Raw genomic sequence first — 15,894 nt, 5'->3', positions numbered from 1 at the left:
CGTTATTCAGCTTGATCAGGTTGTTGTTTCTTACGCTGCGATTGGCTAGATAAAAACTCTAAATTCCAAAGTTTTTCTGCATGTCGACCAATCCACCAAAATGAAGCCGCCAGTATGATAAAGAAGATTGCTTTATGCATACCAACCCAAAAGAACTCAAAATATTTGGTATATAAGTTTAGAAATAAAAAGGTAATACCAAAACCGCGTGAAGTGGCATCATCGTGTTTTAAGCCATATATAATGGCAATGATAGCAACAAATGCAAATAAGATGCCCCAATGAAGTAGCTCGTATTGTTTAACGTTGTACCAGCTATTCAGGTCACCATAATTGCCAAAGATTGAAAGAATCCATAGCGCAATAAATAGATAAAGCAGACCCATGACATAGGTTGAATGCGCAAAGTCAGAAAAACGCGCGTGACGTTTAAACAATAGACTGAGCCCAATCAGCACACCGCCGAATAACACAAAGCGCAACGGAAAGTTCATACCTAAATAGTACGCACCCCAGCCAGACATATAGCCTGTTTCAGTCCCAAACCAAGAGCCGAGCGAAAGCAGAGAAAAGATCCAAATCAGTTTTGAGGGAAACCAGAAAGCCAGTGCAGCGTAAATGATTGTTGAAAGTAAAAATAGCAACGAGAAATGTCCGCTACCAGTATCAATCGCTTGTCCAAAATACGCTACCGAAACGGCAGTAGAAAGTACACCCGCAAAAATAATCGCTTCATTGCTAAAGTGATGTAAGGGCTTAGTTTTACGGCGACGATAGGCAAATATATAAAAAGCAGCAGCCGCAGCAGCAAAGATAAGACATGGGATAACATTTGAACTTAAAAATAATTGTTCAAGTATTTTCATTAACCATTCATCAAGGGTGATTGCAGCAACTGCAATCACTGTGCAAATCATCGAAATCCAAAATGAATATTTTGCTAGTCGTTCCCAATCAAAAGATCGAATGGAAAAGCTACTTTTAAGATCATTGGCAACGTCAGGTGTAATCGTTCCTTGTTGTTGCCAATACTCAATGGTGTGTTTTAAAAATAGTCCCTGTTTTTTATTTAATCTCATCAAAGAACCCTAATGCCTATTCATCTGTACTGATATAACAGACATGGGATTCAAAAGAAGTATATTTTTCTTAATAATTTTTTGTTAAGTCTACACTTTTAAAAAGCGAGTGATCACTTGACGTAATTGCTTTAAATAACCTGTAAAGAAATGATTTGCACCAGGCATGATGGTAATTGGATGTTTTTGTGGTTTTGCCCACGCAACCATATCTGAGAGTAGGGTGATATCATCTTGTTCACCATGTACAAATAAAATATCGCCATTAATTTCAGGGGTTTTGTAGTGACGTAAATCAACCACTGAGCCAGTTGGTAAGCCACACAAAACTAATTGTTTCGGGCGTAGCTCTTCACTGAGCTGCGCTTGGCATTTGGCTAAGACATGTGAGCCAAAGCTAAAGCCACCCGCATGGAACGTTAAGCCTGCATGTTTATCGCGTGCATATTCAATCACTGCCATAATGTCATCAGTTTCACCATGACCTTGATCATGTGTGCCTTCGCTACCACCTAAACCGCGAAAACTTGGACGATACACGATACAGCCCATTTCATTAAAAATTTGCGCTAATAAAACAGGCACTTTGTGATTGGGTGTGCCCCCTTGTAATGGATGGGGGTGACAGACGACTGCAAAACCTGTGATTTCACCTTTGGGTTGATCAACAAATATTTCGATTTGACCAACAGGACCTTGGATGAATAGTAGCTCAGACATAAAGTACGTAATGAATTATGGAAGAATCCACTATTTTACCGATAATGAAGAATGAAAACACGAATTGGCATTAAAAATTCTCAACTGTTATAGTTTAACCAAGATAAATTGATATTGATTGAATATGCTTGCTCTAATTTCTCCTGCTAAAACACTTGATTACACAACAGCTTTACCAACAGATATACACACGCAGCCACGTTTATTGGAACAATCACAACAGTTGATTGAGGTTTGTCGCAAACTTTCAGCGACTGAAATCGCATCTTTGATGACTGTCAGTGAGAAAATTGCCACTTTAAATGCAGAACGTTTTCGTGACTGGAATGCAGATTTTGATTTCTCCAATGCACGCCAAGCGATTTTTGCATTCAAAGGTGATGTTTATACAGGTTTAGATGCATATCATTTAGACGAACAAGATATTGATTTTGCGCAGCAGCATTTACGGATGTTGTCGGGGCTTTATGGTTTGTTACGTCCTTTAGATCTGATGATGCCATACCGCTTGGAAATGGGAACAAAGTTAAAAAATACGCGTGGACATAACTTATATGAGTTTTGGGGCGATATTATCACTGATCAAATTAATCAAGATTTAGCAAATATCGATGCAAAAGTGTTGGTAAATTTAGCCTCTGACGAATATTATAAATCTGTGAATGAAAAGAAAATTCAGGTGGAAATTATCAAACCTGTGTTCTTAGATCAAAAAAATGGAAAATATAAAGTGATTAGTTTCTATGCGAAAAAAGCGCGTGGTCTAATGGCAAGATACTTAATTGAAAATCAATTGAGTCAAGCAGAACAATTAAAAGCATTTAATAGTGAAGGATATTACTTTGATGCAGAAAGTTCATCAAATAAAGAACTTGTATTTAAACGGGATGAACAGTAGTCATCCTGAGTTTGTCGTGGGTGGGGTGAGATGTTAAGCAAAGAACATTTATTAAAACATGCGATTTCATCTGATCAAGTCTGTATTAAAGGACATTTGACAGAACCGCGTAGTTATGGGGTTTATGCTTTGCCATTAGATACGGATGGAACAAGACGTTTTCGTTTTGGCAATCACCCAGTACGTCAACAGGAACTGAGACATGAATTTGGTTCCTGTACCTTATATCAGCTTTTTCTTGATCGTAAAGATGCCGAATCATTGGCAAAGTGGCTGAATCAAGCAATGTAGAGATGACTGATTATGCAGCAATATTTATCTACATTAGAAAAATCATGGTATGAGTTGCATCGGCATTATGAGTTTTCTGAACCTCAGAGAACTTTTAATGAACTGATTGCTGCTTATAGCGAAAAGCAAAGGGCTTATCATACGATTCAGCATTTGTATGAGTGCTTGGTTTTACTCGAAGCTACTCGATCTGATTTAAATGATGATCATGCTGTTGAATTGGCACTTTGGTTTCATGATGCAGTTTATGATCCGCAAGCAAAAGATAATGAGCTGAAAAGTGCTGAACTATTTGAACAGTACTTGGCTCAAGATTTAACAAGAGAGATTGTTCAGAAAATAAAGCGTTGGATTGTTGCCACGCAAAAGCATGAGCCGACTGAAGAACTGGACTTACAGTTTTTATTAGATATTGATTTAGCGATTCTAGCGGCTTCACCAGAACGTTTTGTGGAATATGAACAGCAGATTCAGCAGGAATATTCTTGGGTTGATCCTGATGTATATTCTATTAAAAGAAAAGAAGTGCTAGCACATTTTTATCAGACAGAACCACTTTATCAAACGGAATATTTTCAGAAGTGTTTCGAGCAAAGAGCGAAAGAGAATTTTCGGAAATATAATTAGCGCTTAGTGTTTATTTTATCCAGATAAAAGATATAAAGGTTTTTATTGCTGATTAAAAAAATATAATACAGAGATTAAATAACCTATTGAGTGTGCAGTGAAAGATCTAACATTAAAAGTAGCCGAGGGAAAACTCAATATTCGTGTGGCGGCATGGATAGAACACGAAGATCAAATTTTAGTATCTGCATTCCCAGATGGAACAATTTCTTTGGTGGGTGGTCGATTAAAATTTTCTGAAACAACGATTGAGGGAATACAGCGAGAAGTATTTGAGGAAACGGGAGAAGATTTTCACTCACCTGTACTTTTTGCAATTGTTGAAAACTTCTTTTGTGATGTTGTATCCCAAGAGCAATTTCATGAATTTTTATACATTTATAAAGGTCAGATTCAGCCAAAACTATCCTATCTAGAGGGAGGGGAATCTCAGATTATTTCATGGATGGAAAAAACAAAAATAGCTGATTTAAAACCTGATGTTTTGCAAAAAATTGCTTTGTTATCTCATCAGGAAAATATTATTCATTTTGTTAACTTGGAATCACGATAAATATAAGTTGAAAGATGAAGGGGCTTTATATAGCCCCCTTATTACTCAATTCTTATTTAAAGAAATACCCAGTCTCAGGTGAGCTTGCATTTGCCATGCGTTTACGCGGCATACGGCCTGCTAAAAATGCCTCACGACCTGCTTCAACTGCTTTCTTCATTGCTGAAGCCATCAAAACCGGATTTTGAGCAGCCGCAATCGCCGTGTTCATCAATACACCATCGCAGCCCAGTTCCATCGCAATCGCAGCATCACTAGCCGTACCTACACCTGCATCAACTAACACAGGAACTTTGGCATTTTCTTTGATGATTGAAATCGTATGCGGATTCAGAATCCCTAAACCAGAACCAATCAAGCTACCCAAAGGCATAATCGCGACACAGCCCATGCTTTCAAGTTCTTGAGCGACAATTGGATCATCAGATGTGTAGACCATGATTTCAAAACCATCATCAATCAATGTTTGAGCTGCTTTAAGCGTCGCTGTCACATTTGGATATAAGGTTTTCTCATCACCAAGCACTTCGAGCTTGACCAAGTTATGACCATCAAGTAGTTCACGTGCCAGCATACATGTACGAATTGCGCTATCAGCATCGAAACAGCCTGCGGTATTTGGCAAGATCGTGTATTTCTCAGGTGGAATCACTGAAAGTAAGTTGGGTTGATCTGGGTGCTGTCCAATGTTTACACGACGAATCGCCACCGTGACAATCTCAGCACCACTGGCTTGGATGGCTAAATCAGTTTCATTTAAATCTTTATATTTACCAGTTCCGACCAATAAACGTGATTGAAAAGTACGTGAACCAATAATTAAAGGGGAATCTTGCATGGGCTTATTACTCCATTTTTAGCCAATTAGCCGCCACCAACAGCTTGAATAATTTCAATACGATCTTCAGGAGCAATTGTTGTTTGCTCAAGTTTACTTTTCGGAATGATCTGTTGATTCTTTTCTACAGCGAAGCGTTTGCCTTCTAGGGCTAAGTCTTGAATCAGTTGCTGTAGGTTTTCGCAAGACGTGTCAGTTAACTCGCCATTTAGATAGATTTGCATGATAAATCCTTATTTCGCATGCTTGATTGCTTGCCATGCGAGTAGCACCCAACCCACAATCATAAATGCACCACCAATCGGGGTGATTGCACCTAATATTCTAGGTAAGCCAAGCGCCATAATGTACAACGAACCGCAGAAAAAGAGGATACCAATTTGAATCAAAATAAAAGGAATTTTTATTGGAAAGGTTGGTGTGGTTTTATTTAATACAGCCAAGATAAGCAAACCAATAGCATGATAGAAGAAGTATTGTGTTGCTGTAGCCCACCAAGTAAGTTGTTCAGGCGTAGCAAAAGACTTTAAGCCATGTGCACCAAAGGCACCGAGCATCACCGCAAGCGCAAGATTAAGCGCAGAAATTGCAATCCACATAATTACAATGTAACTAGAAATTTGAGTGGTAAAGTTACCATATTCAGAAAGTTAAGCATAGCCAAATACAACAAAAGGGCTATAAGCCCTTTTGTTGTATTTTAACTCGCTGACATTGCGGTTTTGATTTTTTCCATTGCATTTTTTTCTAGCTGGCGAATACGTTCGGCAGAAACGTTATATTCAGCAGCAAGCTCATGCAAGGTAGACTTATCATCATCTAGCCAACGGCGTTGTAAAATATTACGCGATCGGTCATCCAGCTGATCCATTGCCTCATGTAAAGCAGCAGTACTTTGCTCTTCGTAGTCTTGTTCTTCGACAAGTCGAGCAGGGTCGTAACGGCTATCTTCTAAATAAAGCGCTGGTGCGGTATGAGGTGTGTCATCATCGTCATCGCCTTGTGCTTCAAATGCAGCATCATAAGCGGTTAAACGACCTTCCATTTCAATCACTTGTTCTGCTGTGACATTTAAATCACGTGCTATGGCTTTTGCTTCTTCAAGCGTCAGCTTTTTACTTGATTTTTTTAGACTGCGTAAATTAAAAAATAATTTACGTTGAGCTTTGGTGGTCGCTATTTTGACGATACGCCAGTTACGAATCACATATTCATGAATTTCAGCTTTGATCCAATGCACGGCAAACGAGACCAAACGAACGCCCATATTTGGATCGAAACGTTTTACTGCTTTCATTAATCCAAGATTGCCTTCTTGGATCAAATCACCTTGTGGTAATCCGTAGCCTGCGTAGCTACGCGCGATGTGCACCACAAAGCGTAAATGTGACATGACCAATAGTTTGGCAGCATCAAGGTCTTGGTCGTAATAATAACGATCAGCAAGTTCTTTTTCTTGCTCGGCCGTTAAGATCGGAATTTGATTGACAGTACTGATATATGCACCAAGGTTTACGCCAGGCGCAGACAATGACAGGGGCATCAATTGATTGCTGCTGTCAGTAGTCATGGAGTCTCCTTATAGGATGGTATTGAGTCAGCAATTTCATCTTAATGCGAATGTGCTTCATCATTAAGGAAATTTGAGTATATAAATGTAAATCTAACTTTACCAAGAGTTTAACAAAAAAAGTAAATTGGAAAAACCCTAAAGAGATTCAATTAAATAGTGGAATTCATTTTCTGAAACTTTTTGGACTTGGCATTGTAGTTGCTGAATTTGGCAATATCGTGTTACATCAATTTCACTATGTGGATCAGAAGACTTTAATAGGTATTGTATTTTACCGTTTGCTTTTTTTAGGGCGCGTTTGAGCAAAAGTAGTGGCATCGGACAGGGTTGTCCTAAAGCATCAATAACTTCAGTTGAGCTAGAAAGTGTAAAGGTCATAATCATTTAAATAACTTCATTCAAAATGATCTTAACAAATTTTGAAAGGCTTTTAGAGAAAAAGTTTTATTAAAAATGCAACTAAATAATCGTACGAAATCAATGGAAACAGGGGAAATAACTTAAAATAAATCTATTAATTGTTAGAAACCCATGTTAAGCTCGGTGCGTTTTAGGGAATGTTTAATACAATTAGATTGTACCAAAACCTATAACAAATGGATGTAACCGGAAATTGTTGTTAGTTTTACAGAATGATTACAAGCTTTAAAATTATAAAAAATTTTAAAACCTTGTTGGCTCTGCTGTTTGCAACACCGGAAGGTCCTTATCTTTCAATATCTGAGGATTGACTTATGACAGCTCGTGAACAAGGCGTAGTAAAGTGGTTTAACGACACTAAAGGCTTTGGTTTTATTCAGCGTAACGGTGGTGATGACGTATTTGTTCATTTCCGCGCAATTATGGGCGACGGTCACCGTTCTTTACGTGACGGCCAACGCGTTGAATTCAGCGTAGTTCAAGGACAAAAAGGTTTCCAAGCTGAAAACGTTCAGCCTTTAGACTAATTTGTTTTATTGCTTTAATGCAATATGAAACGCTCCAATGTTATATTGGGGCGTTTTTGTTTATAATAACGACTTTGTTTTGGTCATTGATGGTTCGAGAGCATATATGACACCAGGTTTTGAAACCTTAAATTTACATCCGCAGTTGAAAAAAGCGATTGATGCTTTGGGTTTTACTCAGATGACCCCAATTCAACAAAAGGTTTTGAAATATACGCTAGCAGGGCATGATGCCATTGGTCGAGCACAAACAGGTACAGGTAAAACAGCTGCCTTTTTGGTGAGTGTGATCAATGATCTATTAAATAATCCGATTCAAGACCAGCGCTTTCGTGGTGAGCCGCGTGCGTTAATTTTGGCGCCTACTCGTGAGTTGGCTTTGCAAATCGAAAGTGATGCGCAGGCACTTACAAAATTTTCAGATTTGCATGTTGTGACCTTGTTGGGTGGTGTGGATTTCGATAAGCAAAAGAAAATGTTGGATCGCAACTTTGTTGATATTATTGTCGCAACACCAGGGCGTTTAATTGATTTTGTTGAACAAAAAGAAGTTTGGTTGGATCGCATCGAATTCTTAGTGATTGATGAGGCTGACCGTTTACTCGATATGGGTTTTATTCCTTCTGTAAAAAGAATTGTTCGTTTTTCCTCGCCTAAAGAGCAACGTCAAACATTATTATTTTCTGCAACATTTAGTTATGACGTCTTAAATCTTGCACGTCAATGGTTGTTTGAGCCTGTAACGGTTGAAATCGAACCAGAGCAAAAGACCAATAGTGATGTGGAGCAACGAGTTTATATGGTTGCGAAGCAAGATAAGTATAAGCTTTTACAAGAAATACTTCGTGATGAACCGATTGATAAGGTCATGATCTTTGCAAACCGTCGTGATCAAGTGCGTCGTTTGTATGATCATTTGAAACGCGATGGTTATCGAGTTGGGATGTTATCAGGTGAAATTGCGCAAGATAAGCGCGTGAAAATGCTAGATCAATTTAAGAATGGCAAGAACAATATTATGATTGCAACGGATGTTGCGGGTCGTGGTATCCATGTGGATGGTGTTTCACATGTCATTAATTTTACTCTGCCTGAACAATCTGACGATTACGTACATCGTATTGGTCGTACTGGGCGTGCAGGCGCACAGGGTGTGAGTATTAGTTTCTTGTCAGAAGATGATGCATTTTATTTACCAGAGATTGAAAAAGCGATTGGTAAAAAATTACCGCTGACTCGAATGGAAGGCTATTGCTAGATTTAAGTAAATAGAGTGACTTGGTTGTTTTAAAACCAAACATTTGATTCATAGAAGACTAAATCATTTTTTTGATTTGGTCTTTTTTATTTGTAAGTGTGTCTTGATACGCAAATTACACAAAAGATTCAGTTTTTTTTTGAAATCCTGCGATTAGTTGCTGAATTGAAATAGATCAACATGTAGAATATGGCGCATTACCTGGGAGGATATTATGGCTCTAATCTCGATGCGCCAGCTCTTGGACCACGCTGCAGAACATAACTACGGCGTACCAGCGTTTAACGTAAACAACTTAGAACAAATGCGCGCAATTATGCTTGCTGCAGATGCGACAAATTCACCTGTAATCGTGCAAGCTTCGGCTGGTGCGCGTAAATACGCAGGTGCACCTTTCTTGCGTCATCTTATTTTGGCGGCGATTGAAGAGTGGCCACATATTCCTGTGGTAATGCACCAAGATCATGGTACAAGTCCTGATATTTGCCAACGTTCGATTCAGTTGGGCTTTAGCTCGGTGATGATGGATGGTTCATTGGGTGTAGATGGTAAAACGCCAACTTCGTATGATTATAATGTTGATGTAACACGTCGTGTGGTTGCATTGGCACATGCATGTGGTGTTTCAGTTGAAGGTGAGATCGGTTGCTTGGGTAGCCTTGAAACTGGTATGGCTGGTGAAGAAGATGGTGTAGGTGCAGAAGGTGTACTTGATCATTCTCAGCTTTTAACCTCTGTTGAAGAAGCAACTCAATTCGTTACGGATACTAATGTGGATGCTTTGGCGATTGCTGTAGGCACTTCACATGGTGCGTACAAGTTTACTCGTCCACCTACAGGCGATATCTTGGCAATTGATCGCATTAAAGAAATCCATACTGCGTTACCAAATACGCATCTTGTGATGCATGGTTCAAGCTCTGTACCACAAGAGTGGTTAGCGGTAATCAATCAATATGGTGGCGATATTAAAGAAACTTATGGTGTGCCAGTAGATCAGCTTGTAGAGGCGATCAAGCATGGTGTGCGTAAGATTAATATTGATACCGATTTACGTTTGGCTTCTACAGGCGCAATGCGTCGTATGATGGCTGAGAAACCAAGTGAGTTTGATCCGCGTAAATTCTTTGGTGAAACTGTTGAAGCAATGAAAGATATTTGTGTCGCTCGTTACGAAGCATTTGGTACAGCGGGTAATGCAGACAAGATTCGCCCAATTTCTTTAGAGAAAATGGTTGATCGTTACAAATAAAACCGATTTGTGATGAATTAAAAACAGCGGCAATTGTCGCTGTTTTTTTATTTCAGCTAGAAAAAATGCCAGCGATAAGCTGGCATTTTCTTGAAGGTGGTTACTGATGCTTATTGTGCTTTTGCATCTAAGCTTACATCTTTGATTTCAACATAGGCATTGGCACGAAGTTCACGTGACCAACTATCTACTTCCATTTCAAACTGGCGCTCACCTAAGATCTGACGAGCCATACGTTCTTGGGCTTCTTTGGTCATATCTTGTTGGCGGGTGTCCATAACTTCTAAAATATGCCAACCAAATTGGCTTTGGAACGGTTCACTTACTTGTCCAACAGGTATGTCTTTCATGACCTTGTCAAACTCTGGCACCATCACACCTGGACTCACCCAGCCAAGACTTCCGCCATCACGAGCTGAACCGGGATCATTTGAATAGGTTGCAGCGAGGGTCGCAAAATCATCACCAGCCTTGACTCGATTATAGAGACTATCAATCATTTGTTTGGCACGATCGAGGCTAACAACCTCTGATGATTGAATGAGGATGTGGCGTGTTTGATATTGGGGTACTAGGGCTTTTTGATCATTTTGTTTGCGATCAAGCAATTTTAAGACATGTGTGCCATCACGAACGTTAACCAGTTCAGTCGTTTGTCCGACTTTTAATGGGGTAATACGAGCAGATAGCTCTGTTGGAATGTCTGATAAAGAGCGGAAGCCCATATCTGCACCATCAACGGTAACTGCTGAAGTTGAAAACTTGGTGCTGATGGCTTTAGGATCATCACTCGTGGTTAGAGATTTTCTTACTTCTTGAGCAACTTTTTGTACTTCAGCGGTATTTTCACCAGCAATACGCATATGGATGACATGAACTTGCGTACCAAGTGCGGCTTGACCTTCTGGTGAGTTTAAAAAGTTTTCAACATCATGATCGCTGATTTTGATGCGAGACATGACTTGTTGTTGGCGCAGACGGCCAATTGCGAGATCTTCAGCAATACGATTACGTAAGTTTTCATAAGTACCCGGTGCAATCGCATCTAGCTTTTGCTGGAAAGCGGAGAGTGTGCTTGAACCAGACTGGTTTGCAACTCTCAATACCGCCGCATTTAAGCTATTTTCATCAGCTTTAATACCATACCGCTTTACTTGTTCCAGTTGGGCTTGGCGAACAATAAGTTGATCCAAAACCTGCATTTGTAAGTATTGTTGTGGAGGGACTGGCTTATTTTGCGCTTTTAACTGGTGTTCGGTTTCAGCAATTCCTTGCACTAAATCACTTCTGAGAATGACACTACTATCCACAATTGCAACAACCTCATCCGTAGGTTGAGCAACGCTATGCATTGATGAAGAAATTAGGGCAGCGAGAACAGTGGCTCTAAAGATATGTTGAAAATGTTTTATCTTCATTAACGTTGTGTCCAAGATTGATTGATTTTGTTAAAGCCTAAAACTCTATTCTCGAGAAGAGAAGCAAGTTTATTGTTTAAAGCGCCTAGACCTTTGAGTGTAAATTCTGCCATTACAGCACGCTTTCTACTTACATCTGGAAGGTTTGGATCATCCAAGTCGTTATAGTAAGAACGGCCATAAACTGAGACAGCCCAACAACATGATTCGTAATTTACGCCAAGTAAATATTCTCGTATCAGATTATTGTCTAGGTCATATTGAGCATGACCCATAATACGCCAATTATCTTTTACGGGTTGTATAAAGGATGCAACAACTTGGTCATATGCATCTTGGCGATCTTTAATGTCTTTTCGGTAGAAATAACCGACATTGTAGAGATTGCCTTTATCACCTGTGTAGTAGGCTTGGAAATCGCGTTGTGCGTTATCTCCATTTGACATCCAAGCTGAGTTTGCACTAATAGTGACATTCTGATTCAGTTGGCTAGATAAGCTCACAATTGGTCCTGTGCGACTTTGTGTATCAAAGCGATCAAGTTCCTCATTTAAACTAACACGACGATCGTTGAAGTAGTAACTTTGACCGACACTGGCACGAATACGCTCCAAACCTTCCATATCCAATAGACTGTAAGTTAGCCCTAAAGATAAAAAGTTATTATCTTCTAGGCGGTCATGTCCATAAAAGCGGTAAGGATTGAAAAGTTGGTCATAGCTGATCGAGGCTGTAGTCGAGTCGAAGTTCGGATAGTCGTCTTGCTTTTTATATGGTGAATAGGCATAGAAAGCACGAGGGGAAATACTTTGTAGGTATTTACCATCTTTTTCAAAGGTCAAACCTGTCGCAAGCGTAAATTGAGGGACGACAACGGATTTCTCTAAGTCATCTGAGGTAGAAAGTCCGCGCCCTTCTTTAGAGTCTTGATCAAAGAAGGTGTTGATACTACGTATAGATACTTCTGGAATGACATAAAACCATGATGGTGTAATGTGGTTATAGCGTACTGCAAACTGGTTGTAAATACGTGTACCACTAGACTCTAAGGCAGAGCCATCACTAATAGATTTTTTGAAATAAGCGGTATCATTATTAAACTCGTACTGTAAACCTTGTGGGTCCCCAATTGTATAATTTAATAAAAATTGTGGAAGTCGAGCATAGGGCCTATCTGCATCCTTAATGGTTTTATCTAAAGTTTGAAAATCTTCAACTTTTAATTGTGCTTTGAGTCCAGGAATACCATTTCGATAATTAAGCTCCCAAGCACGACGTAAGTTTAAATCGGTTCTCGTGTTGGGGTTATTATTGAAATCAGAAAAATAATCTTTATCAGATGCGTAATTATATTCTAAGTAGGTTGACCATTGGTCATTGATGTTCCAATTATGAATAAAGTGTAGGTCTGAGCGATTTTCTTTATCGTACTCTTTATCATTTGGTATATAGCCACCCCAAATTTGACCTGAACCGAAGTTTTCGGTCATGTAGCGGTATTCGGCATCTAACTTAACACCACGTTTACTCATAAAACTTGGTGTAAGTGTTAAGTCGTAGTTTGGTGCTAAATTCAGATAGACAGGGACTGAGAGTTGGGCGCCACCATCGTTACTATAGCCAAAGTTAGGGCTTAGCATACCAGTAGTGCGTCGGTCATCTATGGGGAAGTTAAAATAAGGTACAGCAATTACAGGTACATCTTTTACATAGAGTTTTGTGCCGCGTGTGACACCACGCCCAGTCTCTTGATTAAGTTCGATTTGCTTGGCTTGGATTTTCCATGCTGGTTTTTGGCCAGGTGGACACGCAGTATAGCTTGCATCTGTAAAAACAACTAGATTTTCATTTTGACGTCGAATTTGGTTGGCATGACCGTGCGCATGCTGTTGTTCGGTGATATAAAAACTATTGTTTAAATCGCCTGTTTGAGTCTTTAAGTTATAGTTGATTTGATCACTTTGGGTGAGTAAGCCAGCTTGTGCAAGTTGAACACGGCCTTGTGCATTGGCATGAGTTTGCGTGGAATCAAGAATGACGTGATCCGCACGAATCATACGACCTTCTTGATCAATCACCACATTACCTTGCAAAACAGAGTCGCCATTTGGATCGTAGTGTCCATAATCGGCTGTAATGACGGATGTTGTTGCATTCTGATCAGCAGTTTTGGTGACAGGGTTGATCGGTGTGACCCATGTGCCTTGACAGAAAGCTGAACTTAAATATTGATTGTTGCGTAATTGTGCTTCTGGCGCAGACTTGTCAACATAATATTGCTGGAAAAATTTTTCTCCTGCATAAGTCTCTTGCTCCTGTTGAGCAAGGGCTTTGAGCTGAGTATTGTCAAGCGTAGAGGCATGAGACGTAAACGGCACAGATTGATCCGCTGCGAGACTTGATTGAATCGAGCCGCCACACAAGAGTGTCAAAATAGCAGTTGCTAAAGGATTATATTTAAACTGATGTTTCATTGTCTCATTAACCAATATGCTAATTCACAATTAATTATTGTCGCATCATAGAGAAAAAGTTGATAAGTGGCTACACTTAAGCTTTCAAAATCTCAGCTAGTTTTAGATTTTATTGCAAATGAATACACAACGTGAACAATTGATACAAACTTGGCTGCATACCACGCTGCAATCTGATCAGTTCGAGATCAGCTTTTTAGCGGGTGATGCTAGCTTCCGCCGCTATGCGCGAATCAAGTTACAAAACAAAACATATATGCTGATGGATGCTCCTCCTGAAAAAGAAGATTGTATTCCATTTGTGAGTATTGATGAGTTCTTTGATCGGCATGGTGTTCGTGTGCCCCATATCGTTGCGAAAGACTTAGCGCAAGGTTTGCTGCTGTTAGAAGATTTTGGTGATGTAGTGCTATCTACATTGTTGAATGATGAAACAGTCGATCAATACTATGCGCAGAGTTTTAAGCAGTTGATCGAATTGCAGCAAATTGATGGCCGAGACCATTTGCCAGCATATTCGTATGAAAAGTTGATGACTGAAATGCGATTATTGACGGAGTGGTTGTTGCCTTCGTTGAATATTCAGCCTACAGAGCAGCAGCTTGAAACGATTGAGCAAGCATTTGACTTTCTGGCTGTCGAGGCGACCAATCAACCACAAGTGATTGTGCACCGTGACTTTCATAGTCGAAACCTCATGAAAATTGAGAATGAACAAGATTTGGGTGTGATTGATTTTCAGGATGCCGTGATTGGTGCTGACACTTATGATCTCATTTCGATTACACGTGATGCTTATGTGCAATGGAATGCTGAACGTGTATATCACTGGTTTGAGCTGTTTTATAATTTGTTGCCTAGCTCTACCAGAGAAAGCCGCAGTTTTGAACAGTTCAAACGCGATGCAGATCTTATGGCGATTCAGCGTCATCTCAAAATTCTAGGTATTTTTGTGCGTTTGTTTGAGCGCGACGGAAAATCTGGTTATTTAAGTGATTTGCCACGAGTGATGTGGTATTTGCTTGAAGAAAGCCAAGGCTATGATGAATTAAATGACTTTATGCAGTTCATTCGTGATGTGGTGATGCCGAAGTTTGTTGTGAAATATGGTAATTACGAGGTTGCGGCATAATGAAAGCGATGATTCTTGCTGCGGGTCTGGGCAATCGCATGCGACCTTTAACCTTACATACGCCAAAACCTCTGTTAGAAGTCGGTGGGAAACCATTGATTGTTTGGCATATTGAAAAGCTACAACAAATTGGTATAACTGAAATCGTCATTAATACGGCTTGGTTAGCTGAAAAACTTGTTGCTGATTTAGGTGATGGCAGCCAATTTGGTGTAAATATTCTGTGGTCGCATGAAGGTGAAGGGCTTGAAACTGCAGGTGGAATCATCAATGCATTGCCGTTGTTGGGTGATCAGCCATTCATCTTGGTCAATGGTGATGTATGGACGACGATGGATTTCTCCTCGTTGTTGAATGTTGAACTGGGTGATAAACAAGCTCATTTGGTGTTGGTTGAAAACCCACCACAACATCTAAAAGGTGACTTTATTCTAGCAAATGAGCATGCTTATACTTTTGAGCAGGCACAATTGGGTGAGGCGCTGACTTATAGTGGTGTGGCCGTATTATCTCCACAAATGTTTGCTGGTTTAGAGGGTGGAAAGCGACCATTAGCTCCATTGTTAAAGCAAGCGATGCAACAACAGCAGGTTTCGGCTGAGAAAATGCAAGCCGTTTGGGTGGATGTTGGAACGCCTGAGCGTTTAGAACAACTTGATCAACAAATTCAGCAAGGCGAGCTTTTATAAAATACCTTGTCTATCTTTGATTTGTATGAAGAATGGTAAAATACAGAGGATTGTGCAGTTTATCATGCTGTAAAATGTTTAACTGCATAATCGTTCAACAAGTCCTACTGTGTCTTGTATCAGAAATCGGTATACTGCACAGCAA

At 39.7% G+C, this 15,894-nt stretch carries 18 protein-coding genes; 9 read left to right on the top strand and 9 right to left on the bottom strand.

The genetic code is table 11. The features are described 5' to 3' along the window. Positions 1 to 2: 2 nt before the first annotated feature. Positions 3 to 1,079, bottom strand: a complete 1,077-nt coding sequence (locus F903_RS11560) for a hypothetical protein (protein ID WP_005197233.1) — start codon at positions 1,077 to 1,079, stop codon at positions 3 to 5. Positions 1,080 to 1,169: 90 nt separating this feature from the next. Further along, positions 1,170 to 1,799 (bottom strand): alpha/beta hydrolase, encoded by a 630-nt coding sequence (locus F903_RS11555; RefSeq protein ID WP_005197231.1) that lies wholly within the window; start codon positions 1,797 to 1,799, stop codon positions 1,170 to 1,172. A 124-nt stretch (positions 1,800 to 1,923) separates the two neighbouring features. Between F903_RS11555 and yaaA the strand changes: the two genes are divergently transcribed. From yaaA to F903_RS11535, 4 genes are all read left to right on the top strand, one after another. Further along, entirely contained in the window at positions 1,924 to 2,697 is a 774-nt protein-coding gene (gene yaaA, locus F903_RS11550; protein ID WP_005197229.1) for a peroxide stress protein YaaA, read from the top strand. Positions 2,698 to 2,727: 30 nt separating this feature from the next. After that, positions 2,728 to 2,988 (top strand): hypothetical protein, encoded by a 261-nt coding sequence (locus tag F903_RS11545; RefSeq protein WP_005197227.1) that lies wholly within the window; start codon positions 2,728 to 2,730, stop codon positions 2,986 to 2,988. 12 nt (positions 2,989 to 3,000) lie between these two features. Beyond that, positions 3,001 to 3,615: an HD domain-containing protein gene (locus F903_RS11540; RefSeq protein ID WP_005197225.1), complete on the top strand. Its 615-nt coding sequence runs from the start codon at positions 3,001 to 3,003 to the stop codon at positions 3,613 to 3,615. A 97-nt stretch (positions 3,616 to 3,712) separates the two neighbouring features. Further along, positions 3,713 to 4,168 carry an NUDIX domain-containing protein gene (locus F903_RS11535; protein ID WP_005197223.1) on the top strand — a complete coding sequence of 152 codons (456 nt, stop codon included), beginning with the start codon at positions 3,713 to 3,715 and terminating at the stop codon, positions 4,166 to 4,168. Positions 4,169 to 4,220: 52 nt separating this feature from the next. Here the strand turns inward: F903_RS11535 and F903_RS11530 are convergent, their stop codons facing one another. From F903_RS11530 to F903_RS11510, 5 genes are all read right to left on the bottom strand, one after another. Continuing rightward, a complete protein-coding gene (locus F903_RS11530) occupies positions 4,221 to 5,006 on the bottom strand; it encodes a thiazole synthase (RefSeq protein ID WP_005197222.1) in 786 nt (261 codons plus the stop codon). A gap of 26 nt (positions 5,007 to 5,032) precedes the next feature. Beyond that, positions 5,033 to 5,230, bottom strand: coding sequence for a sulfur carrier protein ThiS (gene thiS / locus F903_RS11525; protein ID WP_004671424.1), 198 nt, complete (start codon positions 5,228 to 5,230; stop codon positions 5,033 to 5,035). 9 nt (positions 5,231 to 5,239) lie between these two features. Continuing rightward, positions 5,240 to 5,605: a DUF423 domain-containing protein gene (locus tag F903_RS11520; RefSeq protein WP_004671423.1), complete on the bottom strand. Its 366-nt coding sequence runs from the start codon at positions 5,603 to 5,605 to the stop codon at positions 5,240 to 5,242. Between the two features lie 101 nt (positions 5,606 to 5,706). After that, a complete protein-coding gene (gene rpoH / locus F903_RS11515; RefSeq protein ID WP_004671421.1) occupies positions 5,707 to 6,576 on the bottom strand; it encodes an RNA polymerase sigma factor RpoH in 870 nt (289 codons plus the stop codon). Between the two features lie 138 nt (positions 6,577 to 6,714). Next, entirely contained in the window at positions 6,715 to 6,957 is a 243-nt protein-coding gene (locus tag F903_RS11510) for a sulfurtransferase TusA family protein (RefSeq protein WP_034595159.1), read from the bottom strand. A 356-nt stretch (positions 6,958 to 7,313) separates the two neighbouring features. Between F903_RS11510 and F903_RS11505 the strand changes: the two genes are divergently transcribed. The 3 genes from F903_RS11505 to fba all read left to right on the top strand — a co-directional run bounded on the left by F903_RS11505 (position 7,314) and on the right by fba (position 10,036). Next, complete coding sequence (locus F903_RS11505) at positions 7,314 to 7,526, top strand: cold-shock protein (protein WP_004653893.1); 213 nt, start codon at positions 7,314 to 7,316, stop codon at positions 7,524 to 7,526. A 106-nt stretch (positions 7,527 to 7,632) separates the two neighbouring features. Next, entirely contained in the window at positions 7,633 to 8,784 is a 1,152-nt protein-coding gene (gene rhlB, locus F903_RS11500) for an ATP-dependent RNA helicase RhlB (RefSeq protein WP_034595158.1), read from the top strand. Positions 8,785 to 8,998: 214 nt separating this feature from the next. Continuing rightward, positions 8,999 to 10,036 (top strand): class II fructose-bisphosphate aldolase, encoded by a 1,038-nt coding sequence (gene fba, locus F903_RS11495; RefSeq protein WP_005197220.1) that lies wholly within the window; start codon positions 8,999 to 9,001, stop codon positions 10,034 to 10,036. Between the two features lie 110 nt (positions 10,037 to 10,146). Here the strand turns inward: fba and F903_RS11490 are convergent, their stop codons facing one another. Together F903_RS11490 and F903_RS11485 are read right to left on the bottom strand one after the other, a co-directional pair. Next, the gene (locus F903_RS11490) at positions 10,147 to 11,454 is read right to left on the bottom strand and encodes a peptidylprolyl isomerase (protein WP_005197219.1); all 1,308 of its coding nucleotides are present in this window, start codon (positions 11,452 to 11,454) and stop codon (positions 10,147 to 10,149) included. Then, positions 11,454 to 13,928, bottom strand: coding sequence for an LPS-assembly protein LptD (locus F903_RS11485; RefSeq protein ID WP_005197217.1), 2,475 nt, complete (start codon positions 13,926 to 13,928; stop codon positions 11,454 to 11,456). The genes F903_RS11490 and F903_RS11485 overlap by 1 nt, the downstream gene beginning before the upstream one ends. Before the next feature lie 118 nt (positions 13,929 to 14,046). Here F903_RS11485 and F903_RS11480 point away from each other — a divergent pair, with 118 nt between their 5' ends. Both F903_RS11480 and murU read left to right on the top strand, forming a co-directional pair. Beyond that, entirely contained in the window at positions 14,047 to 15,060 is a 1,014-nt protein-coding gene (locus tag F903_RS11480) for an aminoglycoside phosphotransferase family protein (protein ID WP_005197202.1), read from the top strand. Next, positions 15,060 to 15,749 carry an N-acetylmuramate alpha-1-phosphate uridylyltransferase MurU gene (gene murU, locus F903_RS11475; RefSeq protein ID WP_005197199.1) on the top strand — a complete coding sequence of 230 codons (690 nt, stop codon included), beginning with the start codon at positions 15,060 to 15,062 and terminating at the stop codon, positions 15,747 to 15,749. The genes F903_RS11480 and murU overlap by 1 nt, the downstream gene beginning before the upstream one ends. Positions 15,750 to 15,894 lie beyond the last annotated feature (145 nt).

The sequence above is a fragment of the Acinetobacter sp. NIPH 298 genome (assembly GCF_000369505.1).
Taxonomy (GTDB): Bacteria; Pseudomonadota; Gammaproteobacteria; order Pseudomonadales; family Moraxellaceae; genus Acinetobacter.
This window is presented reverse-complemented; position numbering and strand designations above follow the sequence as displayed.